At 70.9% G+C, this 16,645-nt stretch carries 17 protein-coding genes; 7 read left to right on the forward strand and 10 right to left on the reverse strand.

Annotated features, from left to right (window positions below):
- Nucleotides 1–146 precede the first annotated feature (146 nt).
- Complete coding sequence (locus V7E45_RS09565; RefSeq protein ID WP_333773683.1) at nt 147–1,484, reverse strand: MATE family efflux transporter; 1,338 nt, start codon at nt 1,482–1,484, stop codon at nt 147–149.
- 458 nt (nt 1,485–1,942) lie between these two features.
- Between V7E45_RS09565 and dnaB the strand changes: the two genes are divergently transcribed.
- Nucleotides 1,943–3,421, forward strand: a complete 1,479-nt coding sequence (dnaB, locus tag V7E45_RS09570) for a replicative DNA helicase (RefSeq protein WP_020941078.1) — start codon at nt 1,943–1,945, stop codon at nt 3,419–3,421.
- A 39-nt stretch (nt 3,422–3,460) separates the two neighbouring features.
- Here dnaB and V7E45_RS09575 read toward each other — a convergent pair whose 3' ends face one another.
- Nucleotides 3,461–4,732 (reverse strand): phosphatase PAP2 family protein, encoded by a 1,272-nt coding sequence (locus V7E45_RS09575; protein WP_333773684.1) that lies wholly within the window; start codon nt 4,730–4,732, stop codon nt 3,461–3,463.
- 330 nt (nt 4,733–5,062) lie between these two features.
- On the opposite strand from V7E45_RS09575, the gene V7E45_RS09580 reads away from it, so the two are divergent.
- Nucleotides 5,063–6,451 carry a serine hydrolase domain-containing protein gene (locus tag V7E45_RS09580; protein ID WP_333773685.1) on the forward strand — a complete coding sequence of 463 codons (1,389 nt, stop codon included), beginning with the start codon at nt 5,063–5,065 and terminating at the stop codon, nt 6,449–6,451.
- A 114-nt stretch (nt 6,452–6,565) separates the two neighbouring features.
- Here V7E45_RS09580 and V7E45_RS09585 read toward each other — a convergent pair whose 3' ends face one another.
- Together V7E45_RS09585 and V7E45_RS09590 are read right to left on the reverse strand one after the other, a co-directional pair.
- On the reverse strand, nt 6,566–7,018 hold the full coding sequence (locus tag V7E45_RS09585) for a GNAT family N-acetyltransferase (RefSeq protein ID WP_333773686.1): 453 nt from the start codon (nt 7,016–7,018) through the stop codon (nt 6,566–6,568).
- A 9-nt stretch (nt 7,019–7,027) separates the two neighbouring features.
- Nucleotides 7,028–7,486, reverse strand: coding sequence for a MarR family winged helix-turn-helix transcriptional regulator (locus V7E45_RS09590; RefSeq protein ID WP_333773687.1), 459 nt, complete (start codon nt 7,484–7,486; stop codon nt 7,028–7,030).
- Between the two features lie 144 nt (nt 7,487–7,630).
- On the opposite strand from V7E45_RS09590, the gene V7E45_RS09595 reads away from it, so the two are divergent.
- Together V7E45_RS09595 and V7E45_RS09600 are read left to right on the forward strand one after the other, a co-directional pair.
- Nucleotides 7,631–8,839 (forward strand): MFS transporter, encoded by a 1,209-nt coding sequence (locus V7E45_RS09595; RefSeq protein ID WP_333773688.1) that lies wholly within the window; start codon nt 7,631–7,633, stop codon nt 8,837–8,839.
- A 138-nt stretch (nt 8,840–8,977) separates the two neighbouring features.
- Complete coding sequence (locus V7E45_RS09600; RefSeq protein WP_333773689.1) at nt 8,978–9,397, forward strand: GlcG/HbpS family heme-binding protein; 420 nt, start codon at nt 8,978–8,980, stop codon at nt 9,395–9,397.
- Nucleotides 9,398–9,465: 68 nt separating this feature from the next.
- Here the strand turns inward: V7E45_RS09600 and V7E45_RS09605 are convergent, their stop codons facing one another.
- Nucleotides 9,466–10,332 (reverse strand): GNAT family N-acetyltransferase, encoded by an 867-nt coding sequence (locus V7E45_RS09605; protein WP_333773690.1) that lies wholly within the window; start codon nt 10,330–10,332, stop codon nt 9,466–9,468.
- 437 nt (nt 10,333–10,769) lie between these two features.
- Here V7E45_RS09605 and V7E45_RS09610 point away from each other — a divergent pair, with 437 nt between their 5' ends.
- Nucleotides 10,770–11,996 carry a globin domain-containing protein gene (locus V7E45_RS09610; RefSeq protein WP_333773691.1) on the forward strand — a complete coding sequence of 409 codons (1,227 nt, stop codon included), beginning with the start codon at nt 10,770–10,772 and terminating at the stop codon, nt 11,994–11,996.
- 9 nt (nt 11,997–12,005) lie between these two features.
- Here the strand turns inward: V7E45_RS09610 and V7E45_RS09615 are convergent, their stop codons facing one another.
- The 5 genes from V7E45_RS09615 to V7E45_RS09635 form a co-directional block, all read right to left on the reverse strand.
- Nucleotides 12,006–12,488 carry an NUDIX hydrolase gene (locus V7E45_RS09615; RefSeq protein WP_333773692.1) on the reverse strand — a complete coding sequence of 161 codons (483 nt, stop codon included), beginning with the start codon at nt 12,486–12,488 and terminating at the stop codon, nt 12,006–12,008.
- Nucleotides 12,489–12,574: 86 nt separating this feature from the next.
- Nucleotides 12,575–13,480, reverse strand: a complete 906-nt coding sequence (locus V7E45_RS09620) for a LysR family transcriptional regulator (RefSeq protein ID WP_333773693.1) — start codon at nt 13,478–13,480, stop codon at nt 12,575–12,577.
- Between the two features lie 211 nt (nt 13,481–13,691).
- Nucleotides 13,692–14,840, reverse strand: coding sequence for a cystathionine gamma-lyase (locus V7E45_RS09625; protein ID WP_333773694.1), 1,149 nt, complete (start codon nt 14,838–14,840; stop codon nt 13,692–13,694).
- Nucleotides 14,837–15,328 carry a low molecular weight protein-tyrosine-phosphatase gene (locus tag V7E45_RS09630; protein WP_333773695.1) on the reverse strand — a complete coding sequence of 164 codons (492 nt, stop codon included), beginning with the start codon at nt 15,326–15,328 and terminating at the stop codon, nt 14,837–14,839. Before V7E45_RS09630 ends, V7E45_RS09625 begins: the two co-directional genes overlap by 4 nt.
- 7 nt (nt 15,329–15,335) lie before the next feature.
- A complete protein-coding gene (locus tag V7E45_RS09635; RefSeq protein ID WP_333773696.1) occupies nt 15,336–15,713 on the reverse strand; it encodes a phage holin family protein in 378 nt (125 codons plus the stop codon).
- Between the two features lie 58 nt (nt 15,714–15,771).
- Here V7E45_RS09635 and V7E45_RS09640 point away from each other — a divergent pair, with 58 nt between their 5' ends.
- A complete protein-coding gene (locus V7E45_RS09640) occupies nt 15,772–16,089 on the forward strand; it encodes a cupin domain-containing protein (RefSeq protein ID WP_020941064.1) in 318 nt (105 codons plus the stop codon).
- 166 nt (nt 16,090–16,255) lie between these two features.
- Nucleotides 16,256–16,468, forward strand: coding sequence for a DUF5326 family protein (locus V7E45_RS09645; RefSeq protein WP_333773697.1), 213 nt, complete (start codon nt 16,256–16,258; stop codon nt 16,466–16,468).
- Nucleotides 16,469–16,645 lie beyond the last annotated feature (177 nt).

Genomic DNA, 16,645 nt, shown 5'->3' on the forward strand with positions numbered 1-16,645 from the left:
CTGGTAGCGCGCCCGCCCCCCGCGGCCCCGCCGCCCGACTCAGCTTTCGGCATATGGGGCGGCGGGGGCGGGGGCGTGGGGGGGAGGCCGAACCCACGCCGCGTGTTTCACGTGAAACGACAAGCTGCCTGCCGGGGCGGATCCGCTCAGCGGGTCGCGCCGGTGACCATCCACCGTCCGGAACGGGACCGCAGCCACAGGGTGAGCATGCGGACCGTCATCATCAGGGTCATAGCAGCCCAGAGTGCCGTCAGACCGCCGCCCAGGGTGGGGACGAGCAGCGCCACCGGTGCGAAGACGGCCAGGGTGACGACCATGGCCCAGGCCAGATACGGTCCGTCGCCGGCGCCCATCAGGACGCCGTCCAGGACGAAGACGATTCCGCAGACAGGCTGGGAGAGCGCGACCATCAGCAGGGCCGGCAGCGCAGTGTCCTTGACTACGGAGTCGCCGGTGAACAGCGGGAGGAACAACGGTCTGGCGGCCACCACGAGGAGTCCGAGGACGACGCCGGTGGCGATACCCCACTGGACCATGCGACGGCATGCCTCACGCGCGCCCTGGGTGTCGTCGGCGCCGAGGTAGCGGCCGATGATGGCCTGCCCGGCGATCGCGATGGCGTCGAGGGCGAAGGCCAGCAGGCTCCACAGGGACAGGACGATCTGGTGCGCGGCGATGTCGGCGTCCCCGAGGCGTGCCGCGACGGCAGTGGCGATCATGAGGATCGCGCGCAGCGACAGGGTGCGGACGAGCAGCGGCACACCGGCCTGGGCCGAGGCCCGGATGCCCGCGGCGTCCGGACGCAAGGAGGCCCCGTGCCGCCGGGCGCCACGCACGACGACGGTGAGGTAGACGGCCGCCATGCCGCACTGCGCGATGACGGTCCCCCAAGCGGAGCCGGCGATGCCGAGACCGGCGCCGTAGACCAGTGCCGCGTTGAGACCGGCGTTGGCGACGAAGCCGCCGACGGCGACGTACAGCGGGGTCCTGGTGTCCTGCAGGCCACGCAGCACCCCAGTGGCGGCGAGGACGATCAGCATGGCCGGGATGCCGAGCGAGGAGACGCGCAGATACGTGGTGGCGTAGGGAGCCGCAGTGGTGGAGGCGCCGAAGAGGTCCACGACCCCCGGGGCCAGCGGAAGGACGAGGGCGATGACCGCCAGGCCCAGCAGCAGCGCGAGCCAGATGCCGTCCATGCCCTGGCGGATGGCGGCCGGGAGATCGCCCGCGCCGACGCGCCGGGCCACGGCGGCCGTGGTGGCGTAGGCGAGGAAGACGAACACGCTCACGGCGGTGGTGAGGAGGGCCGAGGCGATCCCGAGACCGGCGAGCTGGGCGGTGCCGAGGTGGCCGACGATCGCGCTGTCCGCCAGGACGAACAGCGGCTCCGCGACGAGTGCGCCGAAGGCCGGGACGGCCAGTGCGATGATCTCTCGGTCGTGCCGGCGGTGTCTGGCCTGGGGGATCGCTGGAGCCTGTGTCATGACCACTAATCTAATCGTCCACAGGTAAGAGATGCAAAGCGCTATTGGCCCTTACCTCAAGTTCCGGCGCGTGTGTATACGCACACCGTTCGAGCCGATCTTGGCCCGAGTGGGAAAGTTTTTCTTCTGCACAGGCGGTGGTAGATAAAAGCGCAGGTCAGACACTTCTGGTAAGGGTGATCGAGGGCTTGTTCACAGGGCTGTCCACCGGGTCGTGCACAGGTTTCGGCGGGTTCTCCACAGCATCGGGGCCGTCGTCCACATGGCCTGTGGATAACCAGATTGGCTGACGGTGCCGAGGGGCCTACCGTGGTCCGGCGCCCGCTCCTTGCGTCGACCAGGGAAACCCGACAAAACCGACGCGTCAGAACCGGAGTTGGGCCTCTCATTTGTCAGTGTCGTGCCGTAGAACAGAGGGCACGGCGAGGTCCGCCGTGCGGACGGGAGGAGGTGGCTCGGTGAGCATTTCCGAGCCCTTGGACGATCCGTGGGCCGACAGTGGGCCCAGCGATCGTCTGCCCGCCTCCCGTCGGCGCAGCGACGGTGGACGGGGTCGTGACGAACAGCACGACCGGGGCCGGGAGAGCGGCGGCTGGGACGGCGGGGGCTCCTCCTTCGAGCGGGTGCCGCCCCAGGACCTGGACGCCGAGCAGTCCGTCCTGGGCGGCATGCTGCTGTCCAAGGACGCCATCGCCGACGTCGTCGAGATCCTCAAGGGCCACGACTTCTACAAGCCGGCCCACGAGACCATCTACCAGGCCATCCTCGACATCTACGCCAAGGGCGAGCCGGCCGACCCCATCACCATCGCCGCCGAGCTCACCAAGCGCGGCGAGATCAACAAGGTGGGCGGGGCGTCGTACCTGCACACCCTGGTCCAGACCGTGCCGACGGCGGCGAACGCCGAGTACTACGCGGAGATCGTCCACGAGCGCGCGGTCCTGCGCCGCCTGGTCGAGGCCGGCACCCGTATCACGCAGATGGGATACGCGGCCGACGACGACGTGGACGAGATCGTCAACCGCGCCCAGGCCGAGATCTACGCCGTCACCGAGCAGCGCACCAGCGAGGACTACCTGCCGCTCGGCGACATCATGGAGGGCGCCCTCGACGAGATCGAGGCGATCGGCTCGCGCAGCGGCGAGATGACGGGTGTGCCCACAGGGTTCACGGACTTCGACTCGCTGACGAACGGCCTTCACCCGGGCCAGATGATCGTCATCGCGGCCCGTCCCGCCATGGGTAAGTCGACGCTCGCGCTGGACTTCGCGCGAGCCTGCTCGATCAAGCACAACCTCCCCAGCGTCATCTTCTCGCTGGAGATGGGCCGCAACGAGATCGCCATGCGTCTGCTGTCCGCCGAGGCCCGTGTGGCCCTGCACCACATGCGCTCCGGCACGATGACCGACGAGGATTGGACCCGGCTCGCCCGCCGGATGCCGGACGTCTCGGCCGCCCCGCTGTACATCGACGACTCCCCGAACCTGTCGATGATGGAGATCCGCGCCAAGTGCCGCCGGCTGAAGCAGCGCAACGACCTGAAGCTGGTCGTCATCGACTACCTCCAGCTGATGCAGTCCGGTGGCTCCAAACGCGCCGAGAGCCGTCAGCAGGAGGTCTCGGACATGTCCCGTAACCTCAAGCTGCTCGCCAAGGAGCTGGAGATCCCGGTCATCGCGCTCTCCCAGCTGAACCGTGGCCCCGAGCAGCGCACCGACAAGAAGCCGATGGTCTCGGACCTGCGTGAGTCGGGCTCCATCGAGCAGGACGCCGACATGGTGATCCTGCTGCACCGCGAGGACGCCTACGAGAAGGAGTCCCCCCGGGCGGGCGAGGCCGACCTGATCGTCGCCAAGCACCGAAACGGCCCCACGGCGACGATCACCGTCGCCTTCCAGGGCCACTACTCCCGCTTCGTGGACATGGCCCAGACCTGATCCACTGCGCGGGGCACCCGGGGCCTCGCGCCGGGTGCCTCAGGCAGGTTCGGGCTGCGGTTCCGGCCGCGGCGCCGGCGCGACCGCCGGTTCCCACAGCCTGGTGGTCCGTATGTAGCCGTGCACGACCGAGACCATCGCCAGCAGGAGAAGGGGTCCGAACACCCAGGGGTGCGCGGCCATCTTCTCGGGGAGGTAGCGGTAGGACAGCAGAAGCGCGCTGAACACCGCTGTGCCGTGCATGGCCAGTTGCATCGCGGACCGGTCCCAGCCGCGTGCCTGCGCGCGCAGAGCCGCCTCGATCGTCAGCGCGAACACCACACCGGCGATGATGTCGGCGCCGTAGTGGTATCCGAAGCCCAGCGTCGCCCCGAGCGTGGCGATCAGCCAGAACGTGCCGGCGAATCGCAGTGCGCGCGGGCCCTTGCGGGAATGCACGAAAATCGTGGTGGCCCATGCGGTGTGGAGGCTGGGCATGCAGTTGCGCGGGGTTATCCGGTCGAACGGCATGTGATACGGCGCGTTCACCGGCGGGGTGTTCGGCCACAGGTCGGCGACCGCCCAGTGTCCTCCGTCGGTGCCGTAGGCGAAGACCGGGCCCACCACCGGGAAGATCATGTAGATGCCGGGCCCGAGCAGGCCGATCACCAGGAACGTGCGCACCAGGTGATGGCGCGGGAACCGGCCCTCCGCCGCCACGTTGCGCAGCTGGTACAGCGCGACGACGACCGCGGCCACCGCGAGCTGGATGTAGACGTAGTCGAGGACGTGGGAGCCGACCGTGCCGGTGGCCCGGACGATCCGGCCCGCAAGCCACGACGGGTCGCCCAGCGCGTGATCGGCGGTCGCCACGTAGGGGTCGAGCACCGTCGGGCGGGTCTTGGACGTGATGAGCAGCCAGGCGTCACCGGTCTTGCGGCCCGTGACCAGCAGCAGGGCCAGCCCGACGCCCTTCAGTAGCAGGAGGCGCTCCTGGCCGGTGCGGCGGGTGACGGCGATGACGGCATAGGCCAGGACGACCCACAGCGCGCCGTTGCCGAACATCATCTTGGCGTCGACCGCCCAGCGCACCAGGAAGAAGACGATGTCGATGCCGACCGCGGCGGCGGCCGCGACGAACCGTTGCCGACGCGGCAGGACCACCATCATCAACGCCATGCTGGCGTACAGCAGGGGCCCCGACTTCGGGGCGAACAGTACTTCTTTCGCCTGGTTGGTGAGCGGCCCCGGCAGGCCGTAGTGCCGTGCCGCGATCTCCAGCGCGACGAGGAACCCAAGAGTCGTCACCCCCGCGACGGCCCACAGGATCATCTGTGGTCGGCGCCATGCCGAGGATGCGATTGCCCCGTTTATTCGCGAAAACGTCCGCGATGTTATAGATGTCAATTCTTCGGCCGGTTTTCTAGATTCTGGTCACATAACTTGCTCATCGTGCTGAAGGGCAGGGCCTTCCCGTGTGGGACGGGCGATGAGGGTGATCGCCATGAGTTCGAACATGCTAACGGAGTGGAAGTACGGGGGCCTACGGGTCCTCATAACGGTCGGAAGGGGGTCCCGGATTCGGCCGGAGGCCCGCTCAGCCCCGATTCGGGTGGACGAAATGAACTCGACGCGGGTCGGCCCGCCCGGTGGACTAGGGGCATGACGACATACCAGGAAGAGTTGCTGCCCGGCACGCGGCGAGCGTTGCTGCACCGGATCGCCGTCGCGCAGGCCGAGGGGCGTGCGCCCTCACTGGTCGCGGCGGTCGTGCGGGACGGGCGGGCCGTGTGGCACGGGGCGCGGAGTTCGGTGGACGGTCACGCGCCGGACGAGGACGTGCAGTACCGGATCGGTTCGATCACCAAGACCTTCACCGCCGTACTGGTGCTGCGGCTGCGCGACGAGGGCCTGCTCGACCTCGGTGATCCGCTGGAGAAGTATCTGCCGGGCACCGGCGCGGGGGAGGCGACCATCGCCGAACTGCTCGCGCACACCGGCGGTCTGGCCGCGGAGTCGCCAGGGCCGTGGTGGGAGCGCACTCCGGGCTCGCTGCGGCCCGGACTGGACGACGTGCTCGGTGAGCGTCCCCTGCTCCATCCCGTCGGCAGGCGGCACCACTACTCGAACCCCGGCTACACGCTGCTCGGTGCTCTCGTGGAGGAGTTGCGCGGCGCGCCCTGGGCGGAAGTGCTGGAGAGGGAGGTGCTCCAGCCCCTGGGTCTGGAGCGGACCAGCGGTCAGCCGCAGGCGCCGTCCGCGGGCGGCTGGGCGGTGCACCCGTGGGCCGACGCCCTGCTGCCCGAACCGGTTGAGGACCTCGGCCGGATGGCGCCGGCCGGGCAGCTGTGGTCCACCACCGGCGACCTCGCCCGGTTCGCCGTCTTCCTGGCCCGGGGGGACGACCGGGTGCTGAGCGCGGAGTCGGTGCGGGAGATGCGCACCCCGGCGGCTCCCGCCGAGGCCTCCGATGTCGTGGACGGCGCCACGTACGGACTGGGCATGCAGATCCAGAACCGTGACGGCCGGCTGATCGTGGGGCACTCCGGCTCGCTGCCGGGGTTCCTGGCCAATCTCAGCATCGGCATCGAGGACGACGTGGCGGCCGTGGTGCTGGCCAACTGCACATCGGGGCCCATGCTGTCGGCCGTGGGGGCCGACCTCGTGCGTATCGTCGCCGAGGCCGAGCCCCGCATTCCCGCGCCGTGGCGTCCGCTGCGTGAAGTCGACCCGGCGGTGCTCGAGTTGACCGGTCAGTGGTATTGGGGGACTCAGGCCTTCGCCCTGCGGATGACGGCCGACGGCCTTGTCTCCCTTGGGCCGATCTCCGGCGCGGGCCGCCGTGCGCGGTTCCGGGCGGAGGGGGACGGCACCTGGACCGGGCTGGAGGGTTACTACGCGGGAGAGCTGCTTCGGGCCGTACGGCGGCCGGACGGTTCCGTGAGCCACTTGGACCTCGGGTCGTTCGTGTTCACCCGGCAGCCCTACGAGGAGGGAGCAGAGGTGCCCGGTGGGGTGGATCCCGAGGGCTGGCGCGGGCTCGCGTACTGACCGGCGACCGGTGTCGTGATCGGCTGATCCACGAGCGCGGGTGTTTCACGTGAAACACCCGCGCCGCCACCTGGGCCTCCCCCCGAGCCGGTTTCGCCCCGGCCCCTGGCTCGGTCAGAGCGGGAGCTTGAAGCCCACATGTGACGCGGTGAAGCCGAGCCGCTCGTAGAAGCGGTGGGCGTCGGTGCGGCTGTTGTCGGAGGTCAGCTGCACCAGTTGGCAGCCCTGGTGCCGGGATTCCTCGACCGCCCACTCGATGAGCTGGGTGCCCAGGCCACTGCCGCGCTCGTCGGCGTGGATGCGTACGCCCTCGATGATCGATCGGGTCGCTCCCTTGCGGGAGAGTCCGGGGATGACGGTCAGCTGGAGGGTGCCCACGACACGGCCTTCTCGGACGGCCACGACGAGGTGTTGGTTGGGGTCCGCGTCCAGCCGTTCGAGCGCCGCCAGGTACGGCGTCATGTCGTCGAGTGACTCCCGCTGGGCGCCCAGCGGGTCGTCGGCGAGCATGCCGACGATGGCGGGGACGTCGGCCGCGGCCGCACGGCGTATCTCAAGATCTCCCATGCCCGCACCCTATGCGGGCACGTTCAGGGACTCCACGACGCGGACCAGGGGGGCGAGTTCGGTGTCTTTCGCCGCCTCGTCCAGCGCCTCTCGCAGGGCGGCGTCATTGGTCGGCCGCGCCTGTTCGAGCAGGCGCAGACCTGCCTCGGTGACGTTGGTGTAGATGCCGCGACGGTCGGTGGGGCACAGATAGCGCTCCAGCAGCCCGCGGTCCTCCAAGCGGGTCACCAGGCGGGTGGTGGCGCTCTGGCTCAGGACCACCGCGTCGGCGACCTGCTTCATCTGCAGATGGCCGCCCTCGCCGTCGTGCTGCCGGCTCAACACGTCCAGCAGGGAGTACTCGCGCACGCTCAGGTCGTGCCCGCCCTGCAGGGCGCGTTCGATGTGCGCCTCGATCCTCCCGTGCAGCAGGGAGAGGGCGCACCAGCCCTGGGCCAGTGCGGTGAGCGCGGGGTCCGTCGCTGTCATGGGCGTTCTCCTCCGTCCCGGAGCGGCTGAGTCCAGGGTAGAGCACATTCGCAATATCCTGCGCTTGCAGTTAGCCCGCGTCTGCAACTATTGTGAACGCACGCAAAGCGCTCCTGCAATCGTCCGGGAAGGTGTACCCACCCCATGCCTCTCGCGCTTCTGGCCCTCGCGATCGGGGCCTTCGGAATCGGCACCACAGAATTCGTGATCATGGGCTTGCTGCCCGAGGTCGCGGGCGACTTCGGGGTCTCCATCCCCACGGCGGGCCTGCTCGTCACCGGCTACGCCCTCGGCGTGGTCATCGGCGCCCCGCTGATGACCGTCCTCGGCACCAAGGTCCCGCGCAAGCGCATGCTGATGCTGCTCATGGGCCTGTTCATCGCCGGGAACCTGCTCTCCGCCGTGGCACCCGCCTTCTCGGTCATGCTGATCGGACGGGTCGTCGCCTCCCTCGCGCACGGCGCCTTCTTCGGCATCGGCTCGGTCGTCGCGGCCGGGCTGGTGGCTCCCCACAAGAAGGCCGGGGCCATCGCCATGATGTTCACCGGCCTGACCGTCGCCAACGTCATCGGCGTCCCGCTGGGCACGCTCGTCGGCCAGCACGTCGGCTGGCGCGTCACCTTCGCCGTCGTCGCGGCCCTCGGCCTCGTCGGCCTGGCCGGCATCGCCCGGCTGGTGCCCGACATGCCCCGGCCCGAGGGCGTCCACCTGCGCCACGAACTGGCCGCCTTCAAGAACGCCCAGGTCCTGCTCGCCATGGCGATGACCGTGCTCGGCTTCGGCGGAGTCTTCGCGGCCGTCACCTACATCGCCCCGATGATGACCCACGCGGCCGGCTACGCCGACGGCTCGGTCACCTGGCTTCTGGTCCTGTTCGGCCTCGGCATGGTCGGCGGCAACCTCGTCGGCGGCAGGTTCGCGGACCGCGCGCTGATGCCCATGCTGTACGTCTCGCTGGGCGCCCTGGCCGTCGTCCTCGCGCTGTTCACCCTCACCGCGCACAACAAGATCGCGGCCGCCGTGGCCATCGCCCTGATCGGCGCCCTCGGCTTCGCGACCGTGCCGCCCCTGCAGAAACGCGTCCTCGACCAGGCACACGGCGCCCCGACACTCGCGTCGGCCGTGAACATCGGCGCCTTCAACCTCGGCAACGCCCTGTCCGCGTGGCTCGGCGGCCTGGTGATCGCGGCCGGCTTCGGCTACACCGCCCCGAACTGGGTCGGCGCCGCCCTTGCCGCGTCCGCCCTGGTCCTCGCCGTCCTCTCGGCCGCCCTGGAGCGCCGTGACGGCGCACGGAGCGCCGTGGTGGCCTCCGGAGCCCCCGCGGGACAGCGCACCCCCGTCCACCACTGAGCCGGGCCCGGACCACGGGCGTCCGGAACCGCACACCGGACCTGGCCCGGACCACCACGGCACAAGGCGCGCCGGGTCCGGCACCGCCACCTCACCCCTTTCACGCGACGTCGCACCACCGCACGAGGAGAACGCCCCATGAGCACCACCACCGTCGCCCCGCTCACCACCGAGGACGCAGAGCTGCTCGTCGCCACGGCCCGCCGAGCGGCCGAGGAAGCCGGAGTCACGGTCAGCGTCACCGTGCTGGACGCGGGCGGCCATCTGCTGGCCTTCCGGCGGGACGACCGTGCCGTGCTGATCTCCGGTGAGACCAGCACCCGAAAGGCCTACACGGCGCTCCAGCTCGACGCCGCCACCGCCGACCTCGTCGACGCCGTCCAGCCCGGCGGCCTCTTCCACACGTTGCCCACGGCCCTCGACCGGCCCCTGCTGTTCATCGCGGGCGGCCTCCCCCTGCACCGCGACGGCCGTCTGATCGGCGCGATCGGCGTCGGCGGCGGCGCGCCGGACCAGGACCACGGCTTCGCCACCGCTGCGGTCCGGGCGCTCGTCTGACCTGGCCGACGCACGGCCGATGCCGGTCACCGCTCGCGAGCGGTGACCGGCATCGGTTTCGTGGCGGTTCAGCCCGCGGCGACCGTGAGCGGCGCGAACCTGCGCGTCCAGTCCCCCGGCAGCTCCGTGACGCCGTAGGTCATGACGTCGTTGAAGGCCACGGACGTCAGACCCCGCTCCTTGGCCCAGGCCAGCAGCTCCTCGTGGCGTACGTCGATGTCGGTGCGCAGCCGGCGGTCCGAGTCGGCCGCGAGCGAGGCGACGAGGGCCTTGGCCGTCTCGGTGTCCCGGGCGATCAGCGGGCCGACGACATGGGTGTCCTCGTTGGGCCAGGCGGCCGCGTAGCCGATGATCCGGCCGCCGTCCTCGGCCACCCGCAACCGGTCGGCGAACGCGGGCAGGCGGGTGATCAGCGGGGTGCGGTCGGCGCCGAACACCTCCTCGTCGAGCCGCAGGACCGCGGGCAGGTCCTCCGCCGTGGCGGCACGCGTCGCCACCTCTGGCTGCCGCCCGCCGGGCACGAAGCGCCCCCGCAGCATCTCCGCCCGGCCCGTGACCTTGAAGCCCAGCTCCTCGTAGAGCGGCCGTCCGTAGGGCGTGGCGTGCAGCGTCAGCGGGGTGGTGCCCATGGCCGCCAGGACGTGCCGCATCAGCCGTCGCCCGACGCCCTTGCGGGCGTGGCGTTCGGCCACGAGGACCATGCCGATGGCCCCGAGGTCCGTCCGTTCCCAGGTGCCGTACTCCGTGACGACGCACGCGGCGACGAGCCCGCCGTCCGGGTCGTCGATGCCGTGGCCCCTGCCCGCGGTGAGGAGCAGGCCCCACTTGTGCTCCTCGCGTGGCCACCCCCGGTCCTCGGACAGGTCGGCGCAGGCGTGGAGATCGCGGAGCGTCAGACGGCGGACGGGAAGAGCGGCGGGAGAAGGAGTCGGCACGCAGGTCAGGCTGTCCGACCGGCACCCCCGGCGTCCACCCGTTTGGCCGGAGACGCGGATGCTTTTGGCCATGCCGTGGCCTCTCGCGCCGTCCCATGGACCGAAATCCGTTTGCCGCCGTACCGCTTCGCGCCGCGGTCGGCGCGGCGTCCGTCCGCCCGGCCCGCCCCCTGTGTCCGCACCGGTAGGCATCCGGTGCGGGGTCGCGAAAGGGCCTTGGCCGCTCGGAGGTTGGGGGTATCCGTCGTCCGCCGCGGGGCAGTCGCCTCGGGAGGAGAGACGGGACCTGTCCGCGGGACGGCGGCCGGTAGGGTCGACTCCGGTCCGCGTCCGGAACGGGATGGGGCGCATCCCGGGCCGGTCGCTCGACGGGGGGAAGCGCGTGCCTTCGGACGCAGGTGCGCAGACCGACCGCAAGACGTTCGAGGCGAGGGCACATGGACGCTCCGACCACCACGTCGGGAGGAAACGGCACACCGGACGGCGAGGGCTGGTTCGCCACGCCCAGGACGTCCCCGCCCCGGCCGCGGGACGGTGACCGGGAAGGGGCGTCCCCGGACGCGCTCGTCATCCGCCGCACGATGGCCGAGATCGCCCCGATCGCCGACGAGGTCACCTCCTACTTCTACGCGCTCCTCTTCGTCCGCCACCCCGAACTGCGGCCGCTGTTCCCGGCCGCGATGGACGTGCAGCGCGACCGGCTGCTGAAGGCGCTGCTCACGACCGCCGAACACCTCGACGACACACCCGTCCTCGTCGGCTACCTGCGCGAGCTCGGCCGTGGGCACCGGAAGTACGGCACCCTCGCCGAGCACTACCCGGCCGTGGGGGAATGCCTCATCGGGGCGTTGAGCCAGTACGCCACCCGGATCTGGGACGCGGACACCGAGGCGGCCTGGGTACGGGCCTACCGGTCGATGTCCCAGGTGATGATCGACGCCGCCGCGGCGGACGAGATGCGGGCGCCGGCCTGGTGGCACGCCGAGGTCGTCGCGCACGACCTCAGGACCCCCGACGTCGCCGTCCTCACGGTCCGCCCGGACCGGCCGTACCCCTTCCTCGCCGGGCAGTACGCCGGTGTGGAGACCCCTTGGTGGCCGAGGGTCTGGCGGCACTACTCCTTCGCGTCGGCGCCGCGTCCGGACGGACTGCTGACGTTCCATGTGAAGGCCGTCCCGGCCGGCTGGGTCTCCCACGCCCTGGTGCGCCGCGCACGGCCCGGAGACGTCATCAGGCTGGGCCCGCCGGCCGGTTCGATGACCGTCGACCACACCACCGTCAGCGGGCTGCTCTGCCTGGGCGGCGGCACCGGCATCGCGCCCATCAAGGCCCTCGTCGAGGACGTGGCCGAGCACGGCCGCCGCCGGCCGGTCGCGGTCTTCTACGGCGCGCGCACCGACCGCGACCTGTACGACATCGACACCCTGCTCGGTCTGCGGGAGAGCCATCCATGGCTATCGGTGCGGGCGGTGACCGACCGGCAGGCACCGCTGCGGCTACCGGATGCGGTTCGCCGGTACGGCCCGTGGCGCGAGTACGACGCCTATATCTCGGGACCGCCCGGGATGATCCGCAGCGGGGTCCACGTCCTGCGGGACATGGGGATTCCGCGGGACCGCATACGGCACGACCAAGTCGAGGATCCGATCTCCGCCGGACACTGACCGGCCGGCCTACCCCAGGTCCGGCGCGTGCATGGCCCGTACGCCCTCGATGTTGCCGTCCAGATAGTGCCGCAGCGACAGCGGGACGAGATGGACGGAGGCGATCCCGACCCGGGTGAACGGCACCCGGACGATCTCGTACTCGCCCGCCGGTTCCTCCACCTCGGGGCCGTGGCGCAAGGCGGGGTCCATGGACCCCAGTCGGCAGACGAAGAAGTGCTGGACCTTCACGCCGGTCGCGCCGCCGTCGTCGCCGATGTGCTCCACGGTGTCCACGAAGCAGGGCACGACGTCGGTGATCTTGGCGCCGAGTTCCTCGTACACCTCGCGGTGCAGGGCGTCGACGACGGTCGGGTCCTCGGGTTCGACCCCGCCACCGGGAGTGACCCAGTAGGGATCGATGCCGGGCTTGGTGCGCTTGATCAGGATCAGGTCGTCACCGTCCAGCAGGACGGCACGGGCGGTGCGCTTGACCACGGGTCGGACGGTCATGGGAGAAATGTGGCCCGGCTGGTTCCACGTGAAACATCGCAAGCGACATCAGGCGAGCGCAGCGTGTGAACCGCCGGGCCGTCGCCTCAGCACCAGCCCGCGGCGGCCCGCAAAAGCCAGTCGTGGGCCCGGGCGATGTGCGGCATGGCCAGCGTTCCGGTGCGCACCGCCAGGAAGTACGTGCGCAGCGGCGGGACCGCCGGATCGTGCAGGGTGACGATGTCGCCGCGCTCCAGGGCGCGGGCGCACAGATAGCGGGGCAGCACCGTGAGGCCGGCGCCCGCGATCGTGCAGGCGAGCACCGCGCGCAGATCGGGGACGATCACCGTGCCCGAGGCGGCCGGGAGCGAGTCGAAGACGGAGGCCCAGTAGCGCGAGACGAAGGGCAGCGACTCGTGGACCTCCACGACGGGCAGGTTCTCCAGGGCGGCCGCCCCCTTGCGGCGCAGCGCCGGCGGGCCGATCCGCTCGGCCCAGCGCGGGGCGGCGACCAGCATGTGCTCCTCGTCGCACAGCGGAGTCGCGGTGAGCAGGGCGCCGCGGGGCCTGACCGTGCTGATGGCCAGATCGTGGTGGCCGGCCGCCAGCCCCTCCAGCGTCTCCTCCGCGGTGCCGAAGGAGGCGCGCAGCGCGAAGCCCTGGCCGTCGTCGCCGGTGAGTTCGGTCAGGGCGGGAAGAGCGCGCTCGGCCGTGAACTCGGGCGGGCCGGCGAGATGCAGGGTGCGCAACGAGGACTCGTCGTCCAGCCCCCTCTCCGCTATCTCCACCAGAGCGTCGAGGTGCGGGGCGGCCTTGTGGGCCAGTTCGTCGCCGATGGTCGTCGGCGTCACCCCACGGGCCTGCCGCAGGAACAGGGGGCGGCCCAGCTGGCGCTCCAGCGTGCGGATCTGGGAGGTGACGGCCGGCTGGGAGAGACCCAGCAGGGCGGCGGCGCGGGTGAAGGAACCAGCCCGGTGCACGGTGACGAAGGTGCGCAGCAAGGCCACGTCCATGGCACGCCCTCCCCTTTCCCTGCCTCCTCCGGCCCCGGGCAGGCCCCAACTATAAATAAGTCGATAGGTCTCTGTCGCTAGCGTGATTGGACACTGACATAGAGTCAACTAGCCTTGTTCGCGCGGTTCTTCGCGCGCGGAACCGGGGCGGTCCGAGCCACGAGGGGGGAGGTTCGGACCGCCCGCAGAACCACCGGGCGGCCCGGTGCGGTCACTGGGCCGACTCGTCCAGTGCCCGCAGCACGTCCGCCACCAGGTCCTCGGGGTCCTCGGCACCGACGGACATGCGGATGAACCCCTCCGGGACCGGGTCCCCGCCCCAGCGGGCGCGGCGTTCGGCCGTGGAGCGCACACCGCCGAAACTCGTCGCGTCCTCCACCAGGCGCAGTGCCTCCAGGAAACGCTCGGCACGCGCGCGCGTGGGGAGCGTGAAGGAGACGACGCAGCCGTAGCGGCGCATCTGCTGCGAGGCGATCTTGTGCGAGGGGTCGTCGGGCAGTCCCGGATGGCGCAGCCCGGACACCTCGGGCCGCTGCCGCAGCGCCTCGGCGACGGCGAGGGCTGTCGCGTTCTGCCGCTCCACCCGCAGGGTGAGCGTGGCGATGGAGCGATGCGCGAGCCAGGCCTCCATGGGACCGGCGATCGCACCGACGATCTTGCGCCAGCGGCGTACGGCGGCCATCGCCTCCGCGTCGCGCCCGGCCACGTAGCCCAGCAGCACGTCACCGTGCCCGGTCAGCTGCTTGGTGCCGCTGGCCACCGAGAAGTCCGCGCCCAGCTCCAGCGGGCGCTGCCCGAGCGGGGTGGCGAGGGTGTTGTCCACGGCCACCAGGACGCCGCGCGCGTGCGCCGCCTCCGCCAGCCGCCGGATGTCGCACACGTCGAGCCCCGGGTTCGACGGCGATTCGATCCACAGCAGGCGCGCGCCGTCGAGGACCTCCAGCTGGGCGTCGCCGCTCGTGGGCGCGGTGCGCACTTCGATGCCGTACGCCTCCAGCTGGGCGCGGACCAGTGGAAGCACCTGATAGCCGTCGGAGGGCAGGACGACCGCGTCGCCGGCGCGCAGCTGCGAGAACAGCACCGAGGAGATCGCCGCCATGCCGGAGGCGAACACCAGCGTCTCGACGTCGTCCCGCCCGGGCGCCTCCAGCTCGCCGATGGCACGCTCCAGCAGCGTCCAGGTGGGGTTGTCGTCGCGGCCGTAGGAGTACGGCCCCGTGACGTCGCCGGGCAGGTGGAAGTGGGCGGCGAAGACCGGCCCGGGCAGGGTCGGTTCGTGCTTGACCGGCTCGGGCAGCCCGGCCCGTACCGTGCGCGTGCCGTCGCCGATGTGGTCCGCGTCCTCGGTGGTCCCGCTCATGCGGCCCGTCCCTCCAGTCGTTCCCGTACAGCGGCGAGCAGGCCGGTGCTCGCCTCCTCCACCATCTCAAGGCACTCCTCGAACCCGTCGCGGCCCCCGTAGTAGGGGTCCGGTACGTCGAGGTCGTCGCCGGCCGCTGGGTCGTACGAGCGCAGCAGACGCACCTTGCGGACGTCCTCCTCGCCTGCCGCGAGCCGGCGCAGGGCCTTGAGGTGCCCGGTGTCCAGGGCGATCACCAGGTCGCGGTCGGCGAACCAGGACGGCTGGAAGCGGCGCGCGGTGTGCGCGGTGCCGTAGCCGTGCTCGTCGAGGACCGAGACGGTGCGCGGGTCGGCGCCCTCCCCCTCGTGCCAGCCGCCGGTGCCGGCGCTGTCGATCTCCACCAGGTCCGAGAGACCGGCCTCGGCCACCCGCGCGCGGAAGACGGATTCGGCCATGGGGGAGCGGCAGATGTTGCCCGTGCACACGAAACAGACGCGGTAGGTCATGGCGTGCTCAGTCCTCGTCGGGCAGGACGAGGTTCAGCGCCCAGGAGACGACCGAGATGATCAGACCGCCGAACACGGCCGCCCAGAAGCCGTCCACGTGGAAACTCAGATCGAGCTTGCCGCACACCCACGACGTCAGCAGCAGCATCAGCGCGTTGACGACCAGGGTGATCAGCCCGAGGGTCAGGAGGAACAGGGGGAAGGTCAGCACCTTCACGATCGGCTTGACCAGGAAGTTGACCAGTCCGAAGATCAGCGCGACCACGATCAGCGTGCCGACCTTCTTGCCGGTGCTGTCACCGGTGAGGGTGATCTTGTCGAGCAGCCACACGGCGACCGCCAGGGCGCCCGCGTTGGCGATCGTCTTGACTACGAAATTCTTCATGTGTCTGATCGTGGCAGACGGGATCGACGGCGAGCAGTGGGGCGAGGGCGGCAAATCGATGAAGGCATTCCGGCTGGACGAACTGGAGGCGGAGCGGGCCGCCAACGACGGGGCCTACCTGCAGTTCCTGCGGGAGCGGAACATGTCGGTCGGCCTGTACGCGCTCGACGCGGGCGAGCACGACCCGCAGAAGCCGCATCAGCAGGACGAGGTCTACGTCGTCGTCAGCGGCCGCGCCTCGATCACCGTCGGTCTGGAGACCACGCAGGTGGCGCGCGGCAGTGTCGTGTACGTGCCGGCCGGCGTCGCCCACAAGTTCCACCACATCAGCGAGGACCTGCGGGTCCTGGTCGTCTTCTCTCCGCCTGAGGCGTGAGCCCGGCCCTCGGGGTTCCCTAGGGGGCGGGTCAGGGGAGGACAAGGGGCGCGAGGCGTCCGTGGGACCCTCCGGCGCCCTAGCATCGAGGCAGACATCGAGAACCGCGTCCGGCGGCAGCGCACGACGCGCCGTGGACGCTCCGGGACGCAAGGGACGAGGGCAAATGCGAGAGATCTTCGCGGGGCTGCCGTGGTGGGTGAAGTGGGTCGCGGTGCCGGTCATCGCCCTGGTCGTGTTCGGTGGCCTGATAGCGACCGTCGTGGGCTTCGTGATCGCCCTGCTCTTCAAGGCGCTGATCTTCGTCGCCCTGGTCGGTGGACTGATCTACATCGTGCGCAAGTTCATGTCGAACTCCTCGTCGCGCAGCGACTGGTGAGGCTCGCGGGAGCCGGTGACCGGTAACGGGATGCACCGGTTCCCTCGGGGGGGGGAAGTTTCCCCGGCGGGCCGTCCGCATGCGGTGGCGGGCGGTTAGAGTCCGGAACCCTACGCGGGGCCGGGCCCCGCGGGAGGCACACACCCCCACCCGTGTCCACCCGCACGGGCCGCCCCC

Origin of the sequence: Streptomyces sp. IBSBF 3136, assembly GCF_036815105.1 — a bacterium.
Classification (GTDB): domain Bacteria; phylum Actinomycetota; class Actinomycetes; order Streptomycetales; family Streptomycetaceae; genus Streptomyces.